Origin of the sequence: Pseudomonas putida (genome assembly GCF_003228315.1) — a bacterium.
GTDB lineage: Bacteria > Pseudomonadota > Gammaproteobacteria > Pseudomonadales > Pseudomonadaceae > Aquipseudomonas > Aquipseudomonas putida_S.
On sequence record NZ_CP029693.1, the window covers coordinates 2,346,422 to 2,372,708 of the forward strand.

20 protein-coding genes and 1 pseudogene are annotated in these 26,287 nt (G+C 62.4%); 6 read left to right on the forward strand and 15 right to left on the reverse strand.

Annotated elements, in window-relative coordinates; genetic code table 11:
• Positions 1-22: 22 nt before the first annotated feature.
• Together DKY63_RS10685 and mgtA are read right to left on the reverse strand one after the other, a co-directional pair.
• The gene (locus tag DKY63_RS10685; protein WP_343327511.1) at positions 23-616 is read right to left on the reverse strand and encodes a hypothetical protein; all 594 of its coding nucleotides are present in this window, start codon (positions 614-616) and stop codon (positions 23-25) included.
• Between the two features lie 58 nt (positions 617-674).
• Positions 675-3,392, reverse strand: a complete 2,718-nt coding sequence (gene mgtA, locus DKY63_RS10690; RefSeq protein WP_110964061.1) for a magnesium-translocating P-type ATPase — start codon at positions 3,390-3,392, stop codon at positions 675-677.
• A 431-nt stretch (positions 3,393-3,823) separates the two neighbouring features.
• On the opposite strand from mgtA, the pseudogene DKY63_RS32670 reads away from it, so the two are divergent.
• A pseudogene (locus tag DKY63_RS32670) lies at positions 3,824-3,958 on the forward strand (metal ABC transporter ATP-binding protein); the annotation flags it as partial.
• A 23-nt stretch (positions 3,959-3,981) separates the two neighbouring features.
• Here DKY63_RS32670 and DKY63_RS10700 read toward each other — a convergent pair.
• The gene (locus tag DKY63_RS10700) at positions 3,982-4,716 is read right to left on the reverse strand and encodes a thioesterase II family protein (RefSeq protein WP_110964062.1); all 735 of its coding nucleotides are present in this window, start codon (positions 4,714-4,716) and stop codon (positions 3,982-3,984) included.
• Between the two features lie 167 nt (positions 4,717-4,883).
• The gene (locus DKY63_RS10705) at positions 4,884-6,056 is read right to left on the reverse strand and encodes an MFS transporter (RefSeq protein ID WP_110964063.1); all 1,173 of its coding nucleotides are present in this window, start codon (positions 6,054-6,056) and stop codon (positions 4,884-4,886) included.
• A 256-nt stretch (positions 6,057-6,312) separates the two neighbouring features.
• Between DKY63_RS10705 and DKY63_RS10710 the strand changes: the two genes are divergently transcribed.
• Together DKY63_RS10710 and DKY63_RS10715 are read left to right on the forward strand one after the other, a co-directional pair.
• Entirely contained in the window at positions 6,313-8,136 is a 1,824-nt protein-coding gene (locus DKY63_RS10710; protein ID WP_110964064.1) for a glycoside hydrolase family 15 protein, read from the forward strand.
• Positions 8,137-8,283: 147 nt separating this feature from the next.
• Positions 8,284-8,667 (forward strand): hypothetical protein, encoded by a 384-nt coding sequence (locus tag DKY63_RS10715; RefSeq protein WP_110964065.1) that lies wholly within the window; start codon positions 8,284-8,286, stop codon positions 8,665-8,667.
• A 36-nt stretch (positions 8,668-8,703) separates the two neighbouring features.
• On the opposite strand, the gene DKY63_RS10720 is transcribed toward DKY63_RS10715, so the two are convergent.
• Positions 8,704-9,687: a GlxA family transcriptional regulator gene (locus DKY63_RS10720; RefSeq protein ID WP_110964066.1), complete on the reverse strand. Its 984-nt coding sequence runs from the start codon at positions 9,685-9,687 to the stop codon at positions 8,704-8,706.
• 89 nt (positions 9,688-9,776) lie between these two features.
• On the opposite strand from DKY63_RS10720, the gene inhA reads away from it, so the two are divergent.
• A complete protein-coding gene (inhA, locus tag DKY63_RS10725) occupies positions 9,777-10,460 on the forward strand; it encodes an isonitrile hydratase (RefSeq protein WP_110964067.1) in 684 nt (227 codons plus the stop codon).
• 349 nt (positions 10,461-10,809) lie between these two features.
• Here the strand turns inward: inhA and DKY63_RS10730 are convergent, their stop codons facing one another.
• A complete protein-coding gene (locus DKY63_RS10730) occupies positions 10,810-11,625 on the reverse strand; it encodes an aminoglycoside phosphotransferase family protein (protein ID WP_110964068.1) in 816 nt (271 codons plus the stop codon).
• A complete protein-coding gene (locus DKY63_RS10735) occupies positions 11,618-12,106 on the reverse strand; it encodes an SRPBCC family protein (protein ID WP_110964069.1) in 489 nt (162 codons plus the stop codon). Before DKY63_RS10735 ends, DKY63_RS10730 begins: the two co-directional genes overlap by 8 nt.
• Positions 12,107-12,264: 158 nt before the next feature.
• Between DKY63_RS10735 and DKY63_RS10740 the strand changes: the two genes are divergently transcribed.
• A complete protein-coding gene (locus DKY63_RS10740; RefSeq protein ID WP_110964070.1) occupies positions 12,265-12,666 on the forward strand; it encodes a lysozyme inhibitor LprI family protein in 402 nt (133 codons plus the stop codon).
• A 122-nt stretch (positions 12,667-12,788) separates the two neighbouring features.
• On the opposite strand, the gene peaD is transcribed toward DKY63_RS10740, so the two are convergent.
• From peaD to peaA, 4 genes are all read right to left on the reverse strand, one after another.
• Positions 12,789-13,907, reverse strand: coding sequence for a quinohemoprotein amine dehydrogenase subunit beta (peaD, locus tag DKY63_RS10750; RefSeq protein WP_110964072.1), 1,119 nt, complete (start codon positions 13,905-13,907; stop codon positions 12,789-12,791).
• 23 nt (positions 13,908-13,930) lie between these two features.
• The gene (qhpC, locus tag DKY63_RS10755; RefSeq protein WP_008016081.1) at positions 13,931-14,254 is read right to left on the reverse strand and encodes a quinohemoprotein amine dehydrogenase subunit gamma; all 324 of its coding nucleotides are present in this window, start codon (positions 14,252-14,254) and stop codon (positions 13,931-13,933) included.
• A gap of 1 nt (position 14,255) precedes the next feature.
• Complete coding sequence (peaB, locus tag DKY63_RS10760; RefSeq protein WP_110964073.1) at positions 14,256-15,686, reverse strand: quinohemoprotein amine dehydrogenase maturation protein; 1,431 nt, start codon at positions 15,684-15,686, stop codon at positions 14,256-14,258.
• Positions 15,687-15,769: 83 nt separating this feature from the next.
• Positions 15,770-17,350, reverse strand: a complete 1,581-nt coding sequence (gene peaA / locus DKY63_RS10765; protein WP_110964074.1) for a quinohemoprotein amine dehydrogenase subunit alpha — start codon at positions 17,348-17,350, stop codon at positions 15,770-15,772.
• Between the two features lie 1,486 nt (positions 17,351-18,836).
• On the opposite strand from peaA, the gene DKY63_RS10770 reads away from it, so the two are divergent.
• A complete protein-coding gene (locus DKY63_RS10770; protein WP_110964075.1) occupies positions 18,837-20,327 on the forward strand; it encodes an aldehyde dehydrogenase family protein in 1,491 nt (496 codons plus the stop codon).
• Positions 20,328-20,458: 131 nt separating this feature from the next.
• Here DKY63_RS10770 and qhpG read toward each other — a convergent pair whose 3' ends face one another.
• The 4 genes from qhpG to DKY63_RS10790 are packed head-to-tail and all read right to left on the reverse strand — an operon-like array spanning position 20,459 to position 26,046.
• Positions 20,459-21,757 carry a flavin-dependent monooxygenase QhpG gene (gene qhpG, locus DKY63_RS10775; RefSeq protein ID WP_110964076.1) on the reverse strand — a complete coding sequence of 433 codons (1,299 nt, stop codon included), beginning with the start codon at positions 21,755-21,757 and terminating at the stop codon, positions 20,459-20,461.
• On the reverse strand, positions 21,754-22,431 hold the full coding sequence (gene qhpE, locus DKY63_RS10780) for a subtilisin-like serine protease QhpE (protein WP_110964077.1): 678 nt from the start codon (positions 22,429-22,431) through the stop codon (positions 21,754-21,756). Before qhpE ends, qhpG begins: the two co-directional genes overlap by 4 nt.
• A complete protein-coding gene (locus DKY63_RS10785; RefSeq protein WP_110964078.1) occupies positions 22,421-24,139 on the reverse strand; it encodes an ABC transporter ATP-binding protein in 1,719 nt (572 codons plus the stop codon). The genes qhpE and DKY63_RS10785 overlap by 11 nt, the downstream gene beginning before the upstream one ends.
• The gene (locus tag DKY63_RS10790) at positions 24,139-26,046 is read right to left on the reverse strand and encodes a sigma-54-dependent Fis family transcriptional regulator (RefSeq protein ID WP_110964079.1); all 1,908 of its coding nucleotides are present in this window, start codon (positions 26,044-26,046) and stop codon (positions 24,139-24,141) included. The genes DKY63_RS10785 and DKY63_RS10790 overlap by 1 nt, the downstream gene beginning before the upstream one ends.
• Positions 26,047-26,287 lie beyond the last annotated feature (241 nt).

Here is a 26,287-nt window from a genome sequence, read left to right on the forward strand (position 1 = left end):
TGCGCATAGACTCTTGCACGGATCAGCGGTCTGGAATACCTGACAGAAATGACAGTCCCGACAAATGGTCACCCGGGGTCGACGTGGCTATCAGCCCCTGAATCATCCCCTCCAGCAACATGGCATCGGGCAGTTCGGCGTGACTCACCTGAACCTTTCGCGGCTTTTGCGTGGGGATGGCGGGCAGTCGCGCCCTTTGGCCGTCATAGATCAACACGCATCTGAGCCGGTCGTTGTCGAGGCAAAAATCCAGCAAATTCAGCTTGCCGCCCGCCAAGGCAGCGTTGACCACCAGCAAATCGAAGGGCTCGCTGGCGTATTCCACCAGGACCAGGAGTTCTTCCAGGCTTTGCACGGGCGCCACCCCGAAGTGACCGAGCTGATTGAAACTGCGCTCGATTCGCAGCCGATTGAAGTGCTGTTCGTCCGCGATCAGGATGCGTAATGACGTGGGCAATATGGCTTCCCCGGCGAGTCCGATTGATGAGGCGCGCAAGGCTACGGAAGAGCTCCTGGGCTTTCTGTAGGACTTTTCCGAAATACCAACCCCCATCGGATACGCGGTCCCCTGTAGGAGCGAGCCTGCTCGCGAAAAACGCCCGGACAACGCGGTCATTCAGACAACCCGCGTTATCGTTGACCTCCATCGCGAGCAGGCTCGCTCCTACAAAGGGTTATTGCCAGCCAAACCGCCGAATGTAGAACCCCTTCACCGCCTGGGTCAGGCCCATGTACGCCAGCAAAATCAGCGGCAAGAACACAAAGTACAAAGACGGCAGCGCCTGCAGTTTGAAGTAGTGCGCCAACGGTCCCATCGGCAGGAAAATCCCCACGGCCATGATGATCCCGGTCATCACCATCAACGGCGTCGCCGCGCGGCTTTGCAGGAACGGCACTTTCGGCGTGCGGATCATGTGCACGATCAGCGTCTGGGTCAGCAGGCCGACCATGAACCAGCCGGACTGGAACAGGGTCTGGTGGTCCGGGGTGTTGGCGTCGAACACGTACCACATCAGGGCGAAGGTGGTGATGTCGAACACCGAGCTGATCGGCCCGAAGAACAGCATGAACCGCCCGACATCCGCCGGTTGCCAGCGTTGCGGTTTTTTCAGCAGGTCGGCGTCGACGTTGTCGAACGGGATCGCGATCTGCGAAATGTCGTAGAGCAGGTTCTGCACCAGCAGGTGCATCGGCAGCATCGGCAGGAACGGAATGAACGCGCTGGCCACCAGCACCGAGAACACGTTGCCGAAGTTGGAACTGGCGGTCATCTTGATGTACTTGAGCATGTTGGCGAAGGTCCGCCGCCCTTCCAGCACGCCCTCCTCCAGCACCATCAGGCTCTTCTCCAGCAGGATGATGTCCGCCGCTTCCTTGGCGATGTCCACCGCGCTGTCCACCGAAATACCGATGTCGGCGGTGCGCAGCGCCGGCGCGTCGTTGATCCCGTCGCCCATGAATCCGACCACATGCCCGTTGCCCTTGAGCAGGCGCACGATGCGTTCCTTGTGCGACGGCGTCAGTTTGGCGAAGACGTTGGTGTGCTCCACCGCCACCGCCAGTTCGGCATCGCTCATGCGCTCGATGTCGTTGCCCAGCAGCAAACCCTGTTGTTCCAGCCCGACTTCGCGGCAAATCTTCGCGGTCACCAGTTCGTTGTCACCGGTCAGCACCTTCACCGCCACGCCGTGTTCGGCCAAGGCCTTGAGCGCCGGTGCGGTGCTCTCCTTGGGTGGATCGAGGAACGCCACGTAGCCGATCAGCGTCAGTTGCTGCTCATCGGCCAGGCTGTAGGCATCGCGCCCTTCGATCATCGGCCGTGCGGCTACCGCCACCACCCGCAGACCTTCGGCATTGAAAGTGGCCGTGACCTGGCGAATCCGCGCCAGCAACGCTTCATTCAACGGCTCATCCACTTCACCGTGACGCACCCGGGTGCACACCGCCAGCACCTCTTCCACCGCCCCCTTGCAGATCAGCAGATGCGGTTGTTCACGCTCGGCCACCACCACCGACATGCGCCGGCGCGTGAAGTCGAACGGGATCTCGTCGACCTTGCGAAACGCCGTGCCCACCTTCAACTCGCGATAGATTTCCACGTGTTCGAGCACCGCCACGTCCAGCAGATTTTTCAGGCCGGTCTGGTAGTAGCTGTTGAGGTAGGCCATCTCCAGCACGTCGTCGGAATCGTTGCCCCAGACATCGACATTGCGCGCCAGGAAGATCTTGTCCTGGGTCAGGGTGCCGGTCTTGTCGGTGCACAGCACATCCATGGCGCCGAAGTTCTGGATCGCGTCCAGGCGCTTGACGATGACCTTCTTGCGCGACAGGAACACCGCGCCCTTGGCCAGGGTCGAGGTGACGATCATCGGCAGCATTTCCGGGGTCAGGCCCACGGCAATCGACAGCGCAAACAACAGCGCCTGCATCCAGTCGCCCTTGGTGAAGCCGTTGATGAACAACACCAGCGGCGCCATGACGAACATGAAGCGGATCAACAGCCAGCTGACTTTGTTGACCCCGTTCTGGAACGAGGTGGGTTCGCGATCGGTGGCGCCGACCCGTTGCGCCAGGGCGCCGAAATACGTGTTGTTGCCCGTGGTGAGAATCAGCGCCATGGCGGTGCCAGAGACCACGTTGGTGCCCATGAACAGAATGTTGTCCAGGTCCAGGGGATTGAGGGTCTCGTGGTCTTGCTGACGGGGAAACTTCTCCACCGGCATCGATTCACCGGTCATCGCCGCCTGGCTGACAAACAGGTCCTTGGCGCTGAGTACCCGGCAATCGGCGGGGATCATGTCGCCCGCCGACAACACGATCAGATCCCCCGGCACCAGTTCCTTGATCGGCAACTCGATTCGCCGGGCACTGCTGTTTTCCAGATCGCGGCGCAGCACGGTCGCGGTGTTGCTCACCATGGCCTTGAGCGCGTCGGCGGCCTGGTTGGATTTGCTCTCCTGCCAGAAGCGCAGCAAGGTCGAGAGAACAACCATGGAGAAAATCACGATGGCCGCCTTCAGGTCTTCGGTCAGCCAGGAGATGACGGCCAGCAAGGTCAGCAGCAAGTTGAACGGGTTCTTGTAGCAGTGCCACAGGTGAACCCACCACGGCAGCGGTTGCTCGTGCTCGACCTCATTGAGGCCGAATTGCTCGCGCAGCGCTGCCGCCTCCTCTTCGTTCAAGCCATCGGTGTGACTGCCGAGTTTGCCCAGCAGCTCGCCCGTGTCACTGGTGGCCGCGCTGACCAGCGTCTGCGCCAAGGTGGGCGGTACCTCGCGACTGACGCTGGTATCGGTGAAGTTTTCCAGCAGCGCCAGGCGACGGAAGTGCCGGGCGATGTGGCGGGTGCGCAGGAATCCGGCGAAGAATTCCTTGAGCAGGGTCAGGTTCATGGCAGTTCCCCCAGGGTCAGCCGGGAAACCGTCGAGCAGGCGTGTCGGTGCGCCGCGATGACGACAAGGAGTCGAACATCACGCACGGTTCAGCGTCGATGAGAGGACGTCGGGACACAGGCCACAAATGGCCGTGATCGGGAAGCCGCTGCTCGCTTTACGGCGAGACAACGGCACAAAAGGAGAGCGCGTTATCTGGCCGAATGTATGCCGGTTATCGAAACCGGCCGACTACTGTCACTCGAACAAGTACCCACTGTGGGTCTCCGCTATTGATGAAAACGCGCGAAGCTTACGCCCCGGTATTTGCAGAGTAAACGCGTTACAAAAGTTTGCAGGGGGAATCGCGGGGTTCTTCAGGATGGGTTCAGGATTCGAAATTTGTGATGCCTTTCAGGGCCTCTTCGCGAGCGGGCTCGCTCCCATAGGGGATCTTCAGTGAACACGGAATTTGTGTGCAACTGAGATCCATTGTGGGAGCGAGCCTGCTCGCGAAGGCGTCAGGTCAACCAACATCATCATTGACGGATCTACCGCATTCGCGGGCAAGCCCGCTCCCACAGGTAGGGTGTGATATTCGGGATTGGGGTCAGGCGTAGGCCGCCTTCGCATGTCGCCGATGGTGAACTTCAAGCTGATCCTTGATTAGCTTGAGCACCTTGGCCTCGTGCTCATGAATGAAGAAATGCCCGCCACCGAGCATGTCCACGGAAAAGCTGCCTCGGGTTTCCTCGCTCCAGCCGATCAACTGCTCGGTGGTGGCCCGGTCGGCCTTGCCGCCGAGCACATGCACCGGGCAGTTGAGCAACGGGCGCTGCACGGGTTCGAAGCGCCCGCATAACTGGAAGTCGGCGCGCAGGATCGGCAGGGTCAGGCTCATCAATTCCTGGTTGGCCAGCACTTCCTCGCTGGTGCCATTGAGCGTGCGCAGTTGCTCGATCAGTTCGGCGTCGGTTTTGGGCTGGGCAAAACCGCGGTCGTAATCCTCGCGCATCGTGGGTGCTGCGGTGCCGGAAGCGAACAGCGCCACCGGTTCCGGGCAGCCCAGCGAGCGAAACGCATGGGCCATCTCGCAAGCCAGCAAGGCACCGAGGCTGTGGCCGAACAAGGCGTACGGAGCCTTCAGGGTTTGTTTGTGTTCCTGTGCCAGTTGCAGCGCCAGCCGGCGCATGTCGGTGTGCAGCGGCTCGCCGAACCGCGCCCCTCGCCCCGGCAGCTCCACCGGCTGCAGTTTCAGCCAGTGCGGCAGTTTGTTGCGCCAGCGGCTGTAAACCATGGCGCTCGCGCCAGAATAAGGCAGGCACAGCAATGTCAGCTGGGTCACCGGGCGTTCCTCGAAGTTTGTCTGTAGGGGAACGGATGGGCGATGCAGAAATTTAGTCAGATGCAAAACCCCTGTAGGAGCGAGCCTGCTCGCGATAGCGGTGTGTCAGTCAATATTTATGTGGCTGACACTCCATCGCGAGCAGGCTCGCTCCTACAGTTGGATCATCATTTCAAGTGGCGATAGCTTTGAATGGCTGAGCCCAACACCACCCCCCCCGCCGCAATCGCCACCCAAAACCCGCTACGCGCCCCGAACGCATCCACCATCCACCCGGAACTGGCCGCACCGATCGCCACGCCGATGCTCAACCCGGTGACCAGCCAGGTCAGGCCTTCGGTGAGCTTGGCCGGCGGGACGATCTGCTCCACCAGCGCCATGGCGACAATCAGGGTTGGGGCAAAGAACAGCCCGGCGACGAACACCGCCAGCGACAAGCCGAGAATGTTCACCGCCAAGAGCAACGGCAAGGTCGTCACCGCCGTCGCCACCCCGCCGTAAAGGAACAAGCGCGGCAGCGGCACTTTCGAGCGCAGCGCGCCGAAGGCCAGTCCCGCCAGGCAGGAACCGATGGCATACACCGACAACACGATGCTCGCCGCAGCCGGTTGCCCCTGCTGCTGGGCGAAGGCCACGCTGACCACATCCACAACACCGACGATGGTGCCCATGGCGATCATCAACAGCATCAGCAACTGGATGTCCAGCGAGCGGATTATCGAGCCCTTGTGATGTTCTTCGTGAGGGTGAATCGCCGGTTCGGTACTGCGTTGCAGCACAAACGCGGTGACGCCGATGGCCAGCATCAGCAACGCTGCCAGCGGCCCGGCCTCGGGGAACGCCACCACGCACAGGCCCACCGATAAAGGCGGACCGACGATGAAACAGACCTCATCGAGCACCGACTCCAGCGCATAGGCGGTCTGCAATTGCGGCTGGCCGCGATACAACTCGGTCCAGCGCGCCCGCACCATCGCCGACATGCTCGGCATGCAGCCGGCGATGGCGGCGAACACGAACAGCGTCCAGTGCGGGGCCTGCAAACGGGTGCAGAGCAACACCATCAGCAGCGCCCCGCCGCCGATCAGCGCCGACACGGGGAGGATCCGGCGCTGGCCAAAACGGTCCACCAGTCGCGACACCTGCGGCGCACAAAACGCCGTGGCCAGGGCAAAGGTCGCCGCCACCGCGCCCGCCAGACCGTAGCCACCCTGCAACTGCGAGAGCATGGTGATCAGGCCGATACCGGTCATGGAAATCGGCATGCGCGCGATCATCCCGGCCAGGACGAAGGCGCGGCTGCCGGGGGCGTTGAACAGTTCGCGGTAGGGGTTTGCCATGGGGGCTGGCCTCAACAAAGGGCCTGCAAGTTGCCATAAGGCTAATGGTGGGGAAAGCAGCAAATTGTTGGGTGAATGTGAAGGCCCCTTCGCGAGCAGGCTCGCTCCTACAGGGTCGGGTGTACACCATCCATTGTAGGAGCGAGCCTGCTCGCGATGAGGCCGGCGAAACCACCTCTGGTATCCAGACAAATGAACTACTGGCCGTCCAATCCAGTCCTCTGATCAGGTTCCAGTTCCCGGAGTTTTACCGACAATGGCCGACCACCCCGAACGCCAAAGCCCCATCGACGCCCACGGCATCATCGGCGACATGCGCAGCGCCGCCCTGGTCAATGACAAAGGCAGTGTGGATTTCTTCTGCTGGCCGGAATTCGACAGCCCGTCGATTTTCTGTTCGCTGCTGGACACCCCCGAGGCCGGCATCTTCCAGCTGTCTCCGGATCTGCCCGACGCCCGCCGCGAGCAAATCTACCTGCCCGACACCAACGTGTTGCTGACCCGCTGGCTCAGCGACCGCGCCGTGGTGGAAATCACCGATCTGCTGCCCATTGGCGACACCGAGGACGACTTGCCGCTGCTTATGCGCCGGGTGCGGGTGGTCAGTGGCAAGGCGAGTTTTCATCTGCATTGCGCCGTGCGCCATGACTACGCCCGCGCCGACACCCGTGCCCGTGCGGACAAGAACGGCGTGGTCTTTGAAGCCACAGACCAACCGTCATTGCGCTTGTCTTCGGACCAACCCATAAAGATCAACGGCAGCGCCGCTGTCGCCCGGTTCACCCTCGAACAGGACCAGACCGCCGAGTTCCTGCTCGGCGCCATCGACGACCCGCGCTTCAAGGAAGGCGCCGCGGATTTGTGCCTGGAACGCACCCTGAAGTTTTGGCGCGACTGGATCGGCCAGTCCAACTATCGCGGGCGCTGGCGAGAAATGGTCAACCGCTCGGCACTGGCGATGAAGCTTTTGACCTCGCGCAAACACGGCGCGATCCTCGCCGCCGCCACCTTCGGCCTGCCGGAAACCGTCGGCGGCTCACGCAACTGGGACTATCGCTACACCTGGATCCGCGACGCCTCGTTCACCGTCTACGCCTTCATGCGCCTGGGCTTCACCGAAGAGGCCAACGCCTACATGCGCTGGCTGCGCGGCCGGGTCAGCGACTGTCATGGCCAATCGATGAAGCTCAACATCCTCTACGGCATCGATGGCCGCCAGGAACTGCCGGAAATCGAACTCACCCATCTGTCCGGCCACGGTGGCGCGCAACCGGTGCGCATCGGCAACCTGGCGTATGCGCAAGTGCAGCTCGACATCTTCGGCGAGCTGATGGATGCGGTGTACCTGGTCAACAAATACGGCGAAGCCATTTCCCATGAAGGCTGGAAACACACGGTGGAAGTGGTCGATCAGGTCTGCGAAACCTGGGAACAGGAAGACGTCGGCATCTGGGAAATGCGCGGCGAGCAACACCACTTCCTGCACTCGCGACTAATGTGCTGGGTGGCACTGGACCGCGCGATCCGCCTGGCCTCGAAACGCTCCCTGCCCGCCCCGTTCGCCCGCTGGGACCAGACCCGCCAGGCGATCTACGCCGACATCTGGGACAACTTCTGGGATGACCAGCGCGGGCATTTCGTCCAGCACATCGGCGGCACCGGCCTGGACGGCTCGATGCTGCTGATGCCACTGGTGCGCTTCGTCAGCGCCAAGGACCCGCGCTGGCTCGCCACCCTCGATGCCATCGAAAAAAGCCTGGTACGCGATGGCATGGTCTACCGCTATTGCAACGAACACACCCACATCGACGGCCTGCCCGGCACCGAAGGCGCCTTCGCCGCGTGCTCCTTCTGGTACGTCGAATGCCTGGCCCGCGCGGGCCGGGTGGAAAAGGCGCATCTGGAGTTCGAGCAGTTGCTGCGGTATGCCAATCCGTTGGGGCTGTATGCCGAGGAATTCGACAGTCACGGGCGGCACATGGGCAATACGCCGCAAGCACTGACGCATCTGGCGTTGATCAGTGCGGCGTGTTTTCTGGATCGGAAGTTGAGTGGGGAGAAGGGGTTTTGGCAGCCGTGAGCCAGCTTCTTGCAGGAGTCAAAGTCCTACATTTTTTAAACAAAACATCCGGAAATACCCGGTTGCCAGTTGTTACATCCCCACCTAACATCCGGTCCAACGGGCACAGCGGAGCTGTCCAACCAAACCCGAATTCAAGGAACCGGAATGACCCAACGCATCCACCGCAGCATCGACCTCCCCCTTCGCACCGGCCTCAGCCGTGATCAATTGTGGGAAGACCACGACAAGGGCCTGATCAAGTGCTGGGAAGTCGGCCGTCAGCGCGCCGCCCGCTTCCCTGACCTCGCCAGGCAATGCCTGGCCGGTGAACTGCCGGTGCTGGGCTGGAAAGGTGGTGTCAGTCGCAGTCTAAAAAAACTCGAGAAATACGGATCCCTCAAGTACCTCGCTCAATGGCAGGGCCTGCGCGGGGAGGATCTGGCTGTGGATTTGGGTGAAGAGCGGGCGCTGACTTGCTCACGCACGGGGATGGTGGTGACGTTCACGCCGGATCGGGCGAAGTATTTCAATCAAGTGGCGGAAGCGTAAGTCGCCGAACAATCGGATCGTCGCCCGAAGCCACACTCAAGGCACTGCTGGATCTGCTTCAGCACTGACCGAAAACCGCTCCCGATAAGCCTGCGGTGTCACGCCCATGGCTCGCAGGAAACTGCGGCGCAACGTCTCTTCACTGCCAAACCCGCATTGCACCGCGACCCGCTTGATCGGCACGCCGGTGTCGCTGAGCAGGCGGCGTGCGGTTTCGACGCGGATCAGTTCGATGGCCCGGGCCGGGGTCTGGCCGGTGTCGGCGCGGTAGTGACGCACGAAGCTGCGTTCGCTCATGCCGGCTTGCAGGGCCAGGGTCGGGATGCCGAGGTCCTTGGTGAGGTTTTCGCTGATCCAGGCGTGAAGTTCGTCGAAACGATTGCCTTCGTGCTGTAAGGACAGGGTCACGCTGAATTGTGACTGGCCACCGGGACGCTTGAGGAACACCACCAGTTGCCGGGCGACTTCCAGGGCCATGCTGCGGCCGAGGTCTTCTTCGACCATTGCCAGTGCCAGATCGATGCCGGCGGTGACCCCGGCGGAGGTCCAGACCGGGCCGTCGTTGATGAAGATGGGATTGGGTTCGACCTGCAATTGCGGGTGCTGCTGCGCCAGTTGCTCGCAGCGGGTCCAGTGGGTCACCACGCGCCGGCCATCGAGCCAGCCGCTGGCCGCCAGCAAGAATGCCCCGGTGCACACCGAGGCCACCCGCCGGCATAACACCCCATGTTCGCGCACCCACGCCACCAGCGCCGGGTCTTGCGCCGCCGCATACACACCCCAGCCTCCGGCGATGATCAGGGTGTCGCTACCCTGCTCCGGCAAGGGCTCGGCCAGCATTACCAACCCTGCCGACGACATCACCGCCCCGCCGCTGCTGGCGATCACCGTTGGTGCATAGGGTGCGGGCAAGCCTTGTTGGCGGGCGATGTCGTTGGCCGAGGCGAACACCTGCAAGGGCCCTGTGACATCGAGCAATTGCACGTTGGTGAATGCCAGCACATGAATGGTCTTGGTCATTTTGGCGTAATTCGTGGGGTGATTGGCGTATGCGCCAAATCCTGAGCGCCTAAAGTGAACTTGTCCACTCACTTTCGGAGCAAAACACCATGACCTTGCAGATCGGCTTTCTGTTGTTTCCACAGGTGCAGCAACTCGACCTCACCGGCCCTTACGATGTGTTGGCGTCGTTGCCGGATGTGAAGGTGCATCTGGTCTGGAAGGATCTGGTGCCCGTCACGGCCAGTACCGGCCTGGTGCTGAAGCCGACCACTACTTTCGATGATTGCCCGAAGCTGGATGTGATTTGCGTGCCCGGCGGCAGCGGGGTCGGGCCGCTGATGGAAGATGACGAAACCCTGGCGTTTCTCAAGGCCCAGGCCGCGACGGCGCGTTATGTCACCTCGGTGTGCACTGGAGCGCTGGTACTGGGCGCAGCGGGTTTGCTCAAGGGTAAACGCGCGACCACGCACTGGGCCTATCACGAGTTGCTGGCGCCTTTGGGGGCGATTGCGGTGAAGGACCGGGTGGTGCGTGACGGCAATCTGCTGACCGGGGGTGGTATCACGGCGGGTATCGACTTTGCCCTGACCCTGGCCGCCGAGCTGTTCGACCGGGACACCGCCGAGCTGGTGCAATTGCAGTTGGAATACGCGCCGGCTCCGCCGTTTCAGGCGGGCAGTCCGGAAACGGCGCCGGCCGGGGTTCTGCGGGAGGCTCGTGAGCGGGCTGCGGGTTCGTTGAAATTGCGCGGGGAAATCACCCAACGTGCCGCAGCGAAACTGGAACGCTAACCCCTGTAGGAGCGAGCCTGCTCGCGATGGACGCCAGAACACCGCGGGGTGTCAGACTGCCAGCGTTATCGTTAACGACCATCGCGAGCAGGCTCGCTCCTACAGGGTTGGTGTTCGAGTTTCGAGCGCCCATAAAAAAACCCGCCGAAGCGGGTTTCTTCCAGGACCATTACGACTCCCTGTCGTGTGCTATCCATGCTAATGGCCGATCATCCATGATCATGAGCACTCCCTGTGCTCACTGGATGGGGCCAGAATACGCATCGGATCCAATTTGTAACAGAAGATATAATTGCCATCACGTGTAAGACATTCGCTATAGCGCTTCTTCCGAAAAACCCCGGATGCATCAGGCACTCAGGCTGCAGGCCGCCAGTTTCGCGACCTGCAGCTGGCTCTCTGCTGCCGCGAGGTCATCGTCTTCAAGGAACCAGGCCGCCGACAAACCGGCAAAGGCCAGTACCCATTGCAACAGGCGGCGCCGTTCAAGCCCGGAGGCTTCGGCGACCACTTCGATCTGTCGCTGGAAGCGCCGGGGATCGGTGGCCGTGGGCAGGTCGGGATTACAGATCAGGTTGGCGTAATCGAAGCCACGCTCGCCGATCACCCGTTTGGGGTCGATGGCCAGCCAGCCGCGAGGGCCGAAATCCAGCACGTTGTCGTGATGCATGTCGCCGTGCAGCACCACCTCGTCCTGCGGGTCGGCCAGCAAGGCTTCGGCGGTTGCCAGGCTCAGGGAATAGGCTGCGCCCTTCTGCCCGGCGGCCACTCGCAGCGAAGCGAACCAGGGTTTCAGGGGAACCAGCGGCGGTGGAGGTGTCGGCCTGGGGGCATGCAGGTGTGCCAGCGTCGCGCACAGAATCCGGCTGGCCTCGTCGTCTTGCCCGTTGAGGGCCATGTGCATCAGCGAGCACTTGCCCATGGCCCGTTCCAGCAGCAGACCGTCGCCATGGTGCGCGTAAACCCGGGCACTGCCGTCGCCGTCCCACCAGGTCATCAACAGGTTGCCGAATTTCTCCTCGGCATCGACGGCAATTTTCAGCATGGCCGGCACATCGCCCCGGCGCACCGGCAGCAAATGGCTGCCGGGGGTGAAGATGGGTTCACCGTCCGGCACCAATGCCCAGCGCTGCAGCCAGGGGTCGAAGGTACTGCTTTCACTCATTCTCGCGCTCGCGGGCCTTGGCGCTTTCAGCGAGAAAGTGCTCGAGTCGGCCCAGTTGCTCTTCCCAGCCACGGCTGTCCATGTAATACGCCTCCTTCTGGCGTATGTCGGGAATGTGCGCGAAACCTGACTCGGAGACCTTGAGCAGGGTGCCGCCCGTGGTGTCTTCCAGTTCGAATTTGACCAGCGTGGTCGGTTCCTGGGAGTAGTCGATCTTGGGATTGACCGCATAGGGGTGCCAGCGGAAGGAAAACAGCTGCTGCGGCTCAACCCGCTCCACCAGCACGTTCCACAACACGTGTTCGTAACCGGGGTACGTGACCTGCCCCTGGGTCCACTCGCCGGCGATGAACCGCCTGTCCTCGAGCGCCACGCCGAACCACTGACCGAACGCCTCCGCGTCAACCAGAGCACGCCAGACATGGGAGCGCGGCGATTTGAGTATTATTTTGCGCTCAAAACTATTGGGTACTGGTTTCATACGTCACCTCCTGTACTGAACAACAGTAGGCCTGTAAGACCACATGTCCAGCCCGAAAGTTGTATGAATGGGGTGTCAGTTGTCGTAATCGTGACCTTTGCGTCGTTGCCGGCTTCACTACACTGCCTCTGGACATCACCTTTACAGCGAGTTCCCCCATGCATGTACGCAATTTTCTGGCCCTGACACCCTTCCTGTTCACCCCGCTGGCTCATGCCCTGGACTGCGACAACGCCGCCGATCAGACGACGATGAATCAGTGTGCGGCGCAGCAGCAGGCCGCAGCAGACAAGGAGTTGAACGCGCTGTATCAGCAGATCACCACGCGGCTCAAGGGCAATCCCGATGGCAAGAAACTGCTGCTCAAGGCGCAGCGGTCATGGCTGGCGTTTCGCGATGCCGAGTGCGAGTTCTCGGCGTCCGGGGTGAGTGGTGGCAGTGTTTATCCGCTGATTTATGGCAATTGCGTGACGCAATTGACCAAGGCGCGGGTGGAGACGTTCAAGACTTACCTGAAGTGCCAGGAGGGGGATTTGGGGTGTCCGGTGCCGGGGGTTTGAATCTTCAGTGTTTTTGAGGGCCTCATCGCGGGCAAGCCCGCTCCCACAGGGGATTTGTGATCGACACAAAACCATTGTAGGAGCGAGCCTGCTCGCGATGGCGTCAGTGCAGGCGCCGCAGATTACCGAACAAACACCTGCGCCGTGGTAATCGCCATGTCCCCGCCCGGCATTTTGATGCTACCGATCTGTTTCAGGCTGTCAACATCGAAGATCGCCACGTCGTTGAAGGTCCCCGCCAGATAGATCTTGTTGCCGTCCTTGTTGAAGGAAATGCAGTAGTAGGAGTGATCCAGCGTCGCCGCCTGCAGCAGTTTCTTCTCCTTGATGTCGTACTTGGCCAGGCGGTTGAGCACGCCGTACATCAGGTTCGGGTCTTTGGGCGAGCGCATGCCGCTGAAGTAGATTTCCGTCAGCGGGCCGAAGTCGGTGGTTTCGGTTTTGCCGGTCTTCAAGTCAACGCTGAACAGCCCGTACAGGTAATCGGCGGTAGCCGGATCCTGTTTCTTGTCCTTGAACTTCGCGGTGGTGTAGAGCAGCGAGAAGTCATGGCGATAGGTCTGCTGGTTCCACACGTAGAGCACGTCGGGCGCGGCGTAGTTGGCGCGTTTCCAGTGCCGGCTGGGGATCAGCACGTCGAACTTGCCGGTCTGCACGTTGACCTTGTAGATATCCGCCCCCGCCACATACAGGGTGCCGTCGTCACCGCTCTGCATGATGGTCAGCTGGCGCGGCGCCGGGAAGCTGCGCACCGGTTTGGCATCCATGCCGGCGTCGGTCTTGTACACATCGAGGCGCGGCTGCTGCACTTCATAATGGTCGTTCATCATCAGCGTCGGGTTGGCGATGGTGAACAGTTCCTTGCCATCGTGGCTGAGGGTGAAGGCGAACATCGACCGCGCTTTCTCCCCCGGCTTCTGGGTGATGCTGGCGTGGAACACCTGCTTGCAGTTGTCCAGTTCGACGCCGTAGACATCCGCGTAGTGATTGTTCAGCACGTAGGCGGTCTTGCGATCCGGCGACAGTTGCACGGTGCCGGGGCCGAAGGCGTCCGGCATCTTGCAGGTCTTGAACACGCTGTCGGTGGCCAGGTCGATCACGTTCAGGTTGTTCGGGTAGTTGGTGGTCAACATGTACTCGTGACCGTCTTGCAACGCGGTGTTTTCATCGGCCAGAACCGAGAGCGAGCAGGTGCTCAGAACCGCGAACGCGGCCAGGCCGCAGGCTTTCAAATTACGCATGCTGGAATCCTTCTTGTGTCAGATCACTTGTCTTTCGGGAAGACAGTGCCGAGGTTTCGCCAGTTGTCGTTGGACGCCTGCGCATCCTTGTTCCAGTCCGGGTAGGTGCTCATCATGTCCGGCACCTGGGCCGGCCACCAGCAAGGGTCGGAGCAGCCATACAAGTCGGCCTCCATCGGCTGGCACAGCGACGACACACCGCCGAACGCATCGATTTCCCAGCCCGGGTCGGTGGTCGAGGCGCAGCCCGCCACGGAGCTCATGGCCACCACTTCTTCAATGCGGTTCTCGTCCGCGGCCTGATCCAGCTTCAACGCTTTGTTATTGATTGCCTTGAGATGTTTCATATCAGTGAGCCTTGCGCGGAGTGATGTAGCTGCTGATGAACGCAGGGTTATTGGCCATGATCCGGGTGTAGACCTCAATGCCGAAGTCGACCCAGTCACGCATCAGTTCGCAGTAGTGATAAGTCGGGTGCGTCGGATCGCCGTAGCGGGCGTAGCTCTCGTGGTAGCAGCCGCCGGAGCACAGGTTGCGGATCTGGCAGTCGTTGCAGCCGGTGTTGGTGCGGTCCAGACGCTGGGACAGGAAGTCGTTCAACTCCATCTGTTTCACGCCGCTGTGGACGTTGCCGAAGGTCGGCATCGATGAGCCGGTGAAGCGATGGCACAGGTTCAACTCGCCCTTGTGATCCACCGCCAGCATCTTCAGGCCCGCGCCACACGGCAGGGCTTTTTTATGGCCTTCGTGGATGTCGGTGATCAACTGGTGCAGGTTGGAAAAACCGATGTTGCGGTGCTCCAGCGCGGCTTCCAGATAGCGCCGGCCGAGGGCCTTCATGTTGGCGAACACCTGCACCAGTTCATCGCTGGTGAGGTTGAAGCTGCTGATGTCGCCGGAGGTCACCGGGGCGAAACCGACTTCGGCGAAACCCAGCTCGTTGAACAGGTGATCCCAGATGGTTTCCACGTCGGTCACGCCGGTGGTCAGGGTCACCCGCGCGCCGACCGGACGACTGTTGTAGCGCGACAGCAGCATCTCGGCCTTGCGCCGCACCACATCGTAGGTGCCCTGCCCGCCCACGGTGATGCGGTTGCGGTCGTGCACGGTCTTCGGCCCGTCGATACTCACCGACAGCCCGAAACGGTGGGCGTTGAGGTAGTCCACGGTTTCTTCGGTGAGCAGCGTGGCGTTGGTGGTCATGACGAATTCGACGAACTTGCCCGCCTCGCTGAAGCGCTTCTCGCAGTAGTCGACCATGTACTCGATCAGCTTGCGGTTGCTCAGCGGCTCGCCGCCGAAGAACACCACGGTGAAACGTTCTTCGTCCGGGGATTCCTTGAGCAGCATCTCCACCGAGGCGATAGCGGTTTCCACGTCCATCTTCTTGCCGGCCGACGGCTTGTCGAGGTCTTCCTTGTAGCAGTAGGTGCAGCTCAGGTTGCAACCGGTGTTGACGTTGAGCACCACGGTGTTGATCGCAGTGCGCTCGACGCGCTTGGTGGCGATGTCCGGGGTCAGCGGCGAGCCGTCGCTGACCAGTTCCAGGGCCATCAGCTCGCGCAGGGTCTCGGTGATTTCCTCGCCGTTGAAACGCGCGGCCAGGCGCTGGATCAGGTCGTCCGAGGAACAGCCGGGGCCACGCAAGGTGTCGATGATGGTGCCCGTCAGTTCATCGCTGGCAAACAGCGAACTGCTGGGGATGTGGAACAGCATGCGGTCGGCATCGACCTGCACTTCGTGCAGGTTGCGTTCGACCAGATTCAAAATTGCGCCCATGGCAAACCTCCTTTGCAGGCCCCGCTTGGCGGGGCTTGCGGTCATTCCGAAAAGTGTCTGGATCTGTTCAGCGATCAAACAACTTATGGAATGGGTGGGTTGTTCCAGCGTTGCACGGTCACGATCATGTGGCCTTCGCCGGTCAGGGATTTCCCTGCGTCGTCGACGGCGGCGATCACCTTGAGGTTGCCGGCATTGTTGGTGGACATTTTGCGCGCCGGGTTCGGCCCGGCATCGCCCGGGGTGAACACGCCCGCGTCGGCCTGCATGGTGCCGGCGAACTTGACGTCTTCGTCTTCCTTGGCGCGGTCGTCGAAGGCCTCGACCTTCCACTGCGCCGGGAACACGCCAATGCGATACGGCTTGCCATCGGCGCCCTTGCCCCAGGCTTCGGCGTCGAAACGGCCCTGGACTTTCGGCGTCGAACCACCGCCCTCGCCGATCCGCGCCACCGAGAACTCAGGCACCACTTTGACTTGGGCGATGGTGTTGTAGACCGACAGGTTCGGGCCTTTCAACGCGCCGACGCTGACCGCGTGCAAGCCCGGCTGGGCACTGGCGGACGCCTTGAGTTTGACTTTGATCTGCTCCGGGCTCTGGGAAATGACTTCCACCACTTCCAGGCCTTTGCCGAAGTTTGGCTTGCCGGTCAGGCCACTGCCGATCAGGGTCACTTCGGTTTCGCTGCCGGCCTTCACGTAGCCCGGTTGCACCGCCAGCAAACGCTGGGAACCCTGCTTGGCGGCGACGAAGTCCAGACCGCGTTCGTCATGCTCGGCCTCGAACATCCGGCCCTGCATCGCATTGCCCTGGGCGGCGAACACCTGGCGCATGGTCACGCCATCAATGGTCACGTTGCCGCGCCATTCGTAGCCGGTATAGACGATCGCGCTGCCGTCGCCATTGAACGGAGAACCGTCGGCGTATTGGCCTTTGACGCTGACCTTGAAGGTGTCCTTGCCGTCGGTGGTCACGCTCATCACACCAGCCAGTTCACCCTTGCCCGGCATGTGACCGCTGAAGCTCCAGTCACCCACCAGCGCCTCGCTTTTCGGCGCGGTGCTCAGCCATTTCTTCCAGGCCGGGTTGTCCAGCGGATAACGCTTGGCCAGCAGCGGCACCATTTCCTTGCGAGCGATATCGAACCAGTCGCGATCGCGGGCCAGGGCCTGGTATTCCAGCGACGGCCATTGGCCGAGGTGGAAGTTCACCAGACGCTCCCACTCCTGGGCCGGACGCCGCTGCAGGGCAACCCGCGCGCCGGAGTGGCAACGGCCGCACATCTGGCTGTGCTTGTCGTCGAACTGCTCGACGGTGTTGAGCCGGCGTTCCATGGCGTAGCGCACGCCATCGGTCTCGCTCGGCGCCAGGCCCTGGGTGTCGGCCAGGTACTTGACCACCGTCCGGCGGTCTTCATCGCTGATCTGCAAACCGTGCATGGTCTGCATGCGGGCGATGCTCATCAGCCAGCCTTCCGGCGTCTTGCGCTGGTGGCTGATGCGACTGAGGGCGTTATTGGCTTCGGGGGTGTGACAGCCCTGACAGGTTTCCTTGAGGATGGTCTGGGCGTCGCGGGCTGCCAGGCTGTAAGGCGAATGCAGCGCCACACAAGCGGCCACGGCCAACAGACTGGCACTCAGGCCTGATCGGAGTTTTCTCTTCATCAACGTCGAACCTCGCACGGTGCTTTCTTATTTTTGTTGCTGATCGTTTTTTTGGTTTCTGCCGTCGGTGGGTGAGCACTGACGGAGGCAAGAGAAACGTCTGCGATGAGCAATACACGGAGCGTGCCAGCTTATGAATACTTCGTTGAATCAATGAGTTGAGGGCAGTGATCGGGGTTTTGACGTGAACGTAAACGGCGTTCCACGTTTTATTTCGCGACAACTGTTTCACTCTGAGACGAGCATAGGTGAGGGTTGGTTAGGGGGGATGACCACCTATCATTTTGCGCAGTTTGTGGGGGTTGGGGATTCCTGTGGGAGCTGGCTTGCCAGCGATGGCGGCCTGACAGCCGGCCTGGTTTTTGTTGACGGTGTACATATCCATTTTTTTGGTAACGGCCACTTAAGGTTCCGCCCTGACGGCGGGTTACTTTGAAGAGCGCAAAGTAACCAAACGCTCTATCCCCTGACGTACGGCCCTTCGCTTAGGCTCAGGGTTCCCTCGCTCCGGTATTCATCCGGGGGCATCGCCTCCGGTTTGCTGCGCTGCACCTCCTCTCGATGTGTGCGGCTTCGCCGCACGGCGCTGCGCGCCCTCCCCCCGGATGAACACCTCCACTCGGCCTTCCGACGGGGCAGGTCAACATCAAAAGCGAGGCGGCCTACCGGCCGGCCTGTCAATTGAAGCGCACACATCTCCCTGTGGGAGCGAGCCTGCTCGCGATGGACGACAAGACACCGCGGGGTGTCAGGCTGCCAGCGTTATCGTTGACGACCATCGCGAGCAGGCTCGCTCCTACAGGGGATTGAGGTACATCTGAAAGACATTGGTTGGCTGTCAGGCCGCCATCGCTGGCAAGCCAGCTCCCACAGATATGTGCGGACTTGTAGGAGCTGTCGAGTGAAACGAGGCTGCGATCTTTTGATTTTCAAAAACAAGATCAAAAGATCGCAGCCTTCGGCAGCTCCTACACGGGACCACGCCAAACCAGGTCGAGTGTCAGCTCGCCTCGGCGGTTTTTGATTTTGACCTGCCCCGTCGGGAGGCCGAGTGGAGGCGTTTATCCGGGGGGCAGGCGCGTAGCGCCGTGCGGCGAAGCCGCACACATCGAGAGGAGGTGCAGCGCAGCAAACCGGAGGCGATGCCTCCGGATGAATGCCGGAGCGAGGGTATGCCGAGCCCAGGCGAGGCACCGTACGTCAGGGGATCAAGCGTTTGGTTACTTTGCGCTCTTCAAAGTAACCCGCCGTAAGGGCGGAACCATAAGCAGCCATCACCAAAAAAACGGATATACACACATCCCAAAGAGAAAAACCCAACCACCCCGAGGCTGAAACGAATGTCTCACCCACGTCTCAGATTGCGACAATCAACCCCGCCTCAAATCCCCCCGTCCCCCACCGAACCCCACAAAACAAGGCCACAAGCCAAACTGGCACAGCCATTGCGAAAGACCTCGCCACACGAACAAGACGAGGTTTCAACATGTCGCTCCCAAACCTGCTTCCCGCCACTTCGGCATTTATCCAGCGCGCCCCGCGCATGCTCATTGGCGGTGACTGGGTCGAGGCCGCCGACGGCCAGACCATGAACCTGCACAACCCGGCCACCGGTGAAGTGCTGTGCGTGGTGCCCAAGGCCACGCCTGAGGATGTCGACCGCGCCGTGCTGGCCGCCCGCCAGGCGTTCGATGATTCGGCCTGGACCCGCACCCGTCCCCGTGAGCGGCAGAACCTGCTGTGGAAACTCGCCGACCTGATGCAGCGCGATGCCGAGTTGCTGGCGCAGCTGGAATGCCTGAACAACGGCAAGAGCGCCGCCGTCGCCCAGGTGATGGACGTGCAGTTGTCCATCGACTTCCTGCGTTACATGGCCGGCTGGGCGACCAAGATCGAAGGCTCCACGGTCGATGTCTCGGCGCCGCTGATGCCCAACGATCAGTTCCACAGTTTCATCCGTCGCGAAGCGGTGGGCGTGGTCGGCGCCATCGTCGCCTGGAACTTCCCGCTACTGCTGGCCTGCTGGAAACTCGGCCCGGCGCTGGCCACCGGCTGCACCGTGGTGCTCAAGCCCGCTGACGAAACCCCGCTGACCGCACTGAAACTCGCCGAGCTGGTGCTGGAAGCGGGCTACCCCGAAGGCGTGTTCAACGTGGTCACTGGCACTGGTATTACCGCAGGCTCTGCCCTGACCCACAACCCGCTGGTGGACAAGCTGACCTTCACCGGCTCCACCGCCGTGGGCAAGCAGATCGGCAAGATCGCCATGGACTCCATGACCCGCGTCACCCTGGAATTGGGCGGCAAATCGCCGACCATCGTCATGGCCGATGCCGACCTGCAAAGCGCCGCCGCCGGCGCTGCCAGTGCGATCTTCTTCAACCAGGGCCAGGTCTGCTGCGCGGGTTCGCGCCTTTATGTGCAGCGCAAGCATTTCGACAATGTGGTGGCGGACATCGCGGGGATCGCCAATGCGATGAAACTCGGCAACGGCCTGGACCCGAGCGTGGAAATGGGCCCGCTGATTTCCGCGCGCCAGCAGGAACGGGTCTACGGCTACATCGAGAAGGGCCGCGAAAGCGGCGCGACCATCGCTTGCGGTGGCGAACAGTTCGGGCCGGGCTTCTTCGTCAAGCCGACGGTGATCGTCGATGTCGACCAGAAGCATTCGCTGGTGCAGGAAGAAATCTTCGGCCCGGTACTGGTGGCGATTCCGTTCGATGACGAAGCCGAGGCCCTGCGCCTGGCCAACGACAGTCCGTACGGTTTGGGTGCGAGCATCTGGTCCAATGATTTGGCGGCGGTGCACCGGATGATTCCACGGATCAAGTCCGGTTCGGTGTGGGTCAATTGCCACAGCGCGCTGGACCCGGCGCTGCCGTTTGGCGGGTACAAGATGTCGGGGGTTGGGCGGGAGATGGGGTATGCGGCGATTGAGCATTACACGGAGCTGAAGTCGGTGTTGATCAAGCTGTAATTGGCGGCGTCCTTTCGGACGCCATCGCGGGCAAGCCTTGCTCCCACAGGTTTGTGTCGTTCATGACAAACGACGCGGACCTGTGGGAGCAAGGCTTGCCCGCGATGAGGTCGGCACTGTCACCGCAACTGTCAAGGCTTGTACCCCTGCCCCAACAACCAACTACGAACCATCCGCCCTTGCTCCACCGTCAACCCTGCGAACACCTGCTCCGCCGGCTCACGGCACATCAACCGCCGCACCAACGGCGCCAGCTCCACCCCCTGCACATGCCAGATCCCCAACGGCTGATCCGCCGTGATCACCACCTCGGCCTCATCGACAAACCCGTCACGCAATACCGGCGCCCGCTCGATGCGCAGCGCATCGAAATCCGCCTCGGCATGGGCCGCTGCGCCATCCGGCCATTGCCGCCGCGCCTGCCAGAACGGCTGATCAAGCCAGCGTTGTTCATCGGCATAAAAATCCCGACCAATGCGCGCAAACCGCAAAAACAACTGCTCCACCCGCTGCCGGTGGAATCTCTGGGCCAGCGCCGCCCGCTCGGGTTTGTGCAGCAAGGTGTTGATCACCGTCGGCGCCTGCAACGCCGAAGACAGCGATTGAAAGATGCCGTTGCCCGACAACGGGTCCACCGCCATCGCCGCGTCACCCACCCGAATCCAGTTATCCCCGCACACCTGCGGGCTGAGGATTGCGGTGCTGCTACGGGCGTGCAGTTGCAGGTCGACTTCAGACTCGCCAGCGAAAAAATCCTGGGCGAGCGCCGATGCCTGACGGCGTTGACGACAGTAGTCGAGTAACTGCGCCTTGCCCGGCAATTCGGCGCTGGCCACGTCCACCGTCCATTGCCAGTAGCACTGGCCGTCGGCCCGGCGCGCCATCCACGCCCAGCCGTCTTCGAGGCTTTCCACGGCGCTGGCGGTGGTGCCCGGCGGGCCTTGCCAGCGATTGAGCAGGCTGACCGTTTCTGGTCCGCGCAGACCTTTGCCGAGGGCCGGCGCCTGACGACCACGGGCTTCCACCAGAAAATCCGCGACCAGCACCGGACGCCCGTCGATCTCGATGCGATGTCCGGTTTCACAGGCCTGCACCGAAAGCACCCGGCCTTCGATCAGCTCCACGCCTGCCACGCTTAACGCTTCGCGCAAGCCACGATCGAAAGTCGGACGATCCAGCAGATATTCGACATTCTGCGCATGCTGCTGGCCGTTCCAGTTGACCTGCCGTTGAGACGGCAACAACGCTTGAGCCAGCGCCTGCTGCAAACCGGCCCCGCGCAATGCCTCCAACACTCGTTGGGACACGCCTTCCAGCGCGGCGAACCGGCGCCACTCGCTGACCAGCGTGACCGCATAACCAAGCCGTCGCAGCCCCAATGCCACCGCCGCGCCCGCCGGCCCGGCGCCAAGAATCACAATCGTGGTCATGGCCCGAAGCGCCGTTCAGGGCCACGGTAGCGAGCGTGATGCCGCAGGTATTCGATGACCTGTTCGTTGCTCGCCTCGGGCTGCTCCACCAGAAACGCGGCGATGTGTCCGCTCAACGCAGCACACCCGAGGCTGGCCCCGGACTGCCCCGGATAGGTGCCATGCACACAAGCGGCGAAATCCGCCTGGGCGCTGTTGAGCCACGACCATTCGAGTTCAGCGCAGCGCGCATCGCCGGTGACACGCAGCACCTGTGGATAATTCGCCGGGTACACGCCTTCGCCCTGGGCCGGGCTCGATGCGCAGAGCAAGACACCGCGCTCCACTGCCGCCGCACAAGCGGCACGCAACAGGCTGCGATCCTGCCGCAGACCAATGCTCAAATTGATCAAACGCACATCCTGCACCACCAGCCAGTCAATCGCCGAGGCGATCTGCAACGCACTGGTGACGCCACGCTGGTCGAACACCTGCGCCACGCAAAACAGCGCCGAGGGCGCGCGACGGCTGATGGCTTCGATCACCGCGCTGCCGTGGCCCAGCGGATCGTCGCGCAGGTCGCTTTCGGCAAGGCCGTCTTCCACCAGCGAGAAGCGCCGCCCGGCGATCACCTGCACCCGCTGCGCCGCCGAGTGGCCGCTGTCCACCACGCCAATAAGTAACTCAGGCTTCATGCAGCACCGTTTTCGAAATCAGCACGCCGTCGAGCAATTCAAAACGCAGGTCGGCATCGGCCAGGGTCGAAGGGCGATGACTGATGAGGATCCGCGTGCGCCCGGCAAACAGGCGGTCGATGGCCTCGATCACTTCGCGCTCGGTGGCTTCATCCACCGCCGAGGTGGCTTCGTCGAGCACCAGAATCAACGGGTCTTGCAACAGCGCGCGAGCAATGGCGATGCGTTGTTTCTGCCCGCCGGACAACTGCTGGCCACGCTCGCCCAGCGGGCTGTCGAGGCCTTCGGGCAAAGAGGCGATCAGGCTGTCGAGTTGCGCCAGGCGCGCCACTTCGGTGATCGCTTCGCGGCTGGCATCCGGCACCGCGTAGGCCAAGTTGTCGGCGAGGCTGCCGCGAAACAGCACGATGTCCTGGCTGACCACGGCGATGCGCCGACGCAGCTGGAACAGGTCCAGTTCGCGCACATCCACTTCACCCAACAGCACCCGTCCGGACTGCGGGTCGTGGTGGCGTTGCAGCAGGTCGATCAGGGTCGACTTGCCGACGCCGGAGCCGCCGCTCAGGGCGACTTTCAATCCGTAGGGAATCCGCGCCTCGATGCCGCGCAGGGTGGTCGAACGACCGGGATGGCTGAAGTGCACATCGTCGAAGCGCAGCTCACCCGAGGCAGGCATCGGCTTGGGCGAATCGGGGGTGAGCACGGTCGGCTGTTCGCCACGCAACTCCATCACCCGACCCAGGCTGACAGTCATGCGCTGGATCGCCACATAGAGCCCGAGCAGGCTCTGCACTGGCCCGACCGCCATGCCCAGATAGGTGGAAAACGCGATCAGCGCGCCCAGTTGCCAGGTGCCCTGCACCACCCAGTAACCGCCGATGAGAAAGGCACAGGCCCGGGACAACGACGTCAGGGTGCCCGGCACGGCCTGGGTGAAAAACTCGGTGACTTGCAGGCGCAGCAACTGGCTCATGTAGCCCTGGCCCAATCGCTCAAGCCGTTGCGCTTCGCGCTGTTGCTGGCCGGCGGACTGGATGAATTTCATCACTGGCAGCGTCTCGACCATGAACGACGACATGTCCGCCGAGCGCTCGCGCAACTGCCGCACATCGCGCTCGACCTTGCGCCGCATCCAGCGCAGCCAGAGCACATCGAGGGGAATCAGCACCAGCGCCAGCAGCGAGAGTTTCCAGGACAGGGTCAGCAGCATCGCCACCGCCACCACCAGGCCGATCACGCTGGACACCGCCGAGAACAGCGAGTCCACGGCAAAGCGCTGGATCTCCGCGACGTCGCCATCCAGGCGCGACATCAAATCGCCGATACGTCGCTGGCCGTAGAAGCTCGGCGACAGGGTCTGCAAGTGCCGGTAGAGGTCGTCGCGCAAGGCAAACAGCATGCGCCCGGACAGGCGCGTGTGCAGGTAGCGGTTGATCCCCGACAGCGCCGTGCCCAGCAGCCCGGCGACGATCATCAACCCGGCGATCAGCACCAGCATCGGGAAATTGCGCGCCAGCAGGCCATCGTCGATCAGCAGCTTGGTCAGCCACGGTTGCACCAGCACCAGCGCCGAGGCGCAGACCGACAGCCCGAGCAACCCGGCAATCGCCAGCCGATGGGGCCGCACAAAACTGTAGAGCCAGTGCAGCGACGCTTGCAGGGCGTCGGGGTTCTGGCTGTCGATCAGCCGAACGATCAGGCGGCGCATCACGAGCGCAACTGTTTGAGCTTGCGATACAGGGTCGCGCGACTGATGCCCAGGGCGTCGGCGGCGGCCGAGACGTTGCCCTGATGGTTGTCCAGAGACTGGCGAATCATCTCCAGCTCGTTTTCGCGGATGCTTCCAGCCTGGGGACGCTCAGTGGCGGTCAGCTCGTCGAGCATGCTGTCGGGCAAGTGATCCAGTGTCAGCACGGTTTCCCCCGGTTCGCGCATGGCCAGTGCCGTGCGCAGGACCATCTCCAGCTGGCGGATGTTGCCCGGCCAGTGGTAGTTGCCGAGCAGGCGGCCGAGGTCGTCATGCAGCACCACCGACGGCGCATCCAGCCGGGCCAACAGACGGCCGACCAGCGCCGGGAAATCCTCGCGCTCACGCAGGGCCGGCAGCATCACGCTGATGCCGTTGACGCGGTAGAACAGGTCTTCGCGAAAGTGTTTTTCCTCCACCAGACGCTTGAGGTCGCGGTGGGTGGCGCAGATCAGCGCGACGTCGATGTCCTGTTCTTCGCCGGCGCCCAGCGGCGCCACCTTGCGGTCCTGCAACACCCGCAACAGCCGGGCTTGCAGGGCCAGCGGCATGTCGCCGATTTCATCGAGGAACAGCGTGCCGCCGTGGGCCTGTTGCAGACGGCCGACCATGCCGCCCCGGCGCGAACCGGTGAACGCGCCTTCGCGGTAGCCGAACAGTTCGGACTCGATCAGGCCTTCGGGGATCGCCGCGCAGTTCACCGCGACGAAGGGTTTGTCGCAGCGACTGCCGGCCATGTGCAGGGCCCGGGCGATGACTTCCTTGCCGGTGCCGGTTTCCCCCAGCAGCAACACCGGCAGCTGGTTGGCGAGGCCCTGGCGGGCCATGCGCAATGCACGGGCATAACGTTCGTTGCTGCCAGCCAGGGATTCGAGGTCCGGTTGTGCTGCCTTGGCGGGTTTGGCCGGGGTGCGCACTGGCGTCCCGACGTTGAGGGTTCGCTGCGGCGCGCGCAGGGTCTTGTAGAAGAACTCGCCCTTGGCGGTCTGAAGACTGCCGGCGCCGCCCTGATGCAGGCGTGCCAGCAATTGCAGGCCATCGACCCCGAGAAACTCTTCGCAACGCCGGCCAACCAGCGCCGAGCGTTCGGCGTGCAACAACTGGCAGGCCTGGGCACTGACCGCGAGGATCTGCCCGCCGAGGCTGACCGCCAGCAGGCCCTGCCACGGGGATTCGAGGTATTGGCGACGGCTGTGGAAGGCGAGGACGATTTCGTCCGGGTAGCTGGCGTTGAACACCCGGCTTTCGATCTGGCTGACCGCCATGGCCAGCAGCGCGGTGCTGTCATGGGCGCGACCCAGCGGGCCTTCGCGGGTCAGGTCGAGTACGCCGAGGATCTCGCCCTGCGGGCAGTGGATCGGCACCGAAGTGCAGGAAAAATCACTGAGGCGATCCAGGTAATGTTCGCCGCAATCGATCAAGGTCGGCCGGGCTTCCACCAGCGCGGTGCCCAGGGCGTTGGTGCCGCGCACGGCTTCGCTCCAGCAGGCACCGAGGGTGATGTCTTGCAGGCCGCTGCCCTTGAGGCGGTCGGCGCGGCCTTCGACGGCGAGGATGGTGGCGTCGGAGTTGGCGAGGATGATCAGCCCTTCCTTGCCCTGGCGTTCGGCCAGGTAATCGATGGAGGGCAACGCGGCGTCGATCAGCAGGCGGTTGCTCGCCAGCAGCACATCCAGACTGGCGCCCGATTCCAGCGCCAGCTCGTGCTTGGCATTGAAATGCACGCCGTGGCTGAGGCTGCGTCGCCACGAAGCATCGATTTCCGCGCGCAGCACGCCGTCCGGCACTTCGCCTTCCTGGTGCAGCTTTTCCCGGGCCAGCCGGGCTTCGCGGTGCAATTTGGGGGAGTTTGTTTTTATTAGCGTCATCAAGCGCTCCGGGTCGTCCGCCCTGCGCCGTTACTTTTTATGTCGGCGCTGTGGAGCCATGTTTACGTTAACGTCAGGGCGATGGCAAGTGCCTTACGGCGCTTGTGTTCCGGCAGATGGACCGTGTCATCGTTCATCGCGAGCAAGCTTTGCTCCCACAGTATGGAGTGGGTCACACAGTTGCATTCAACCTCGCCCCTGTGGGAGCAAGGCTTGCCCGCGATGGCGTCGTCACAGGCAA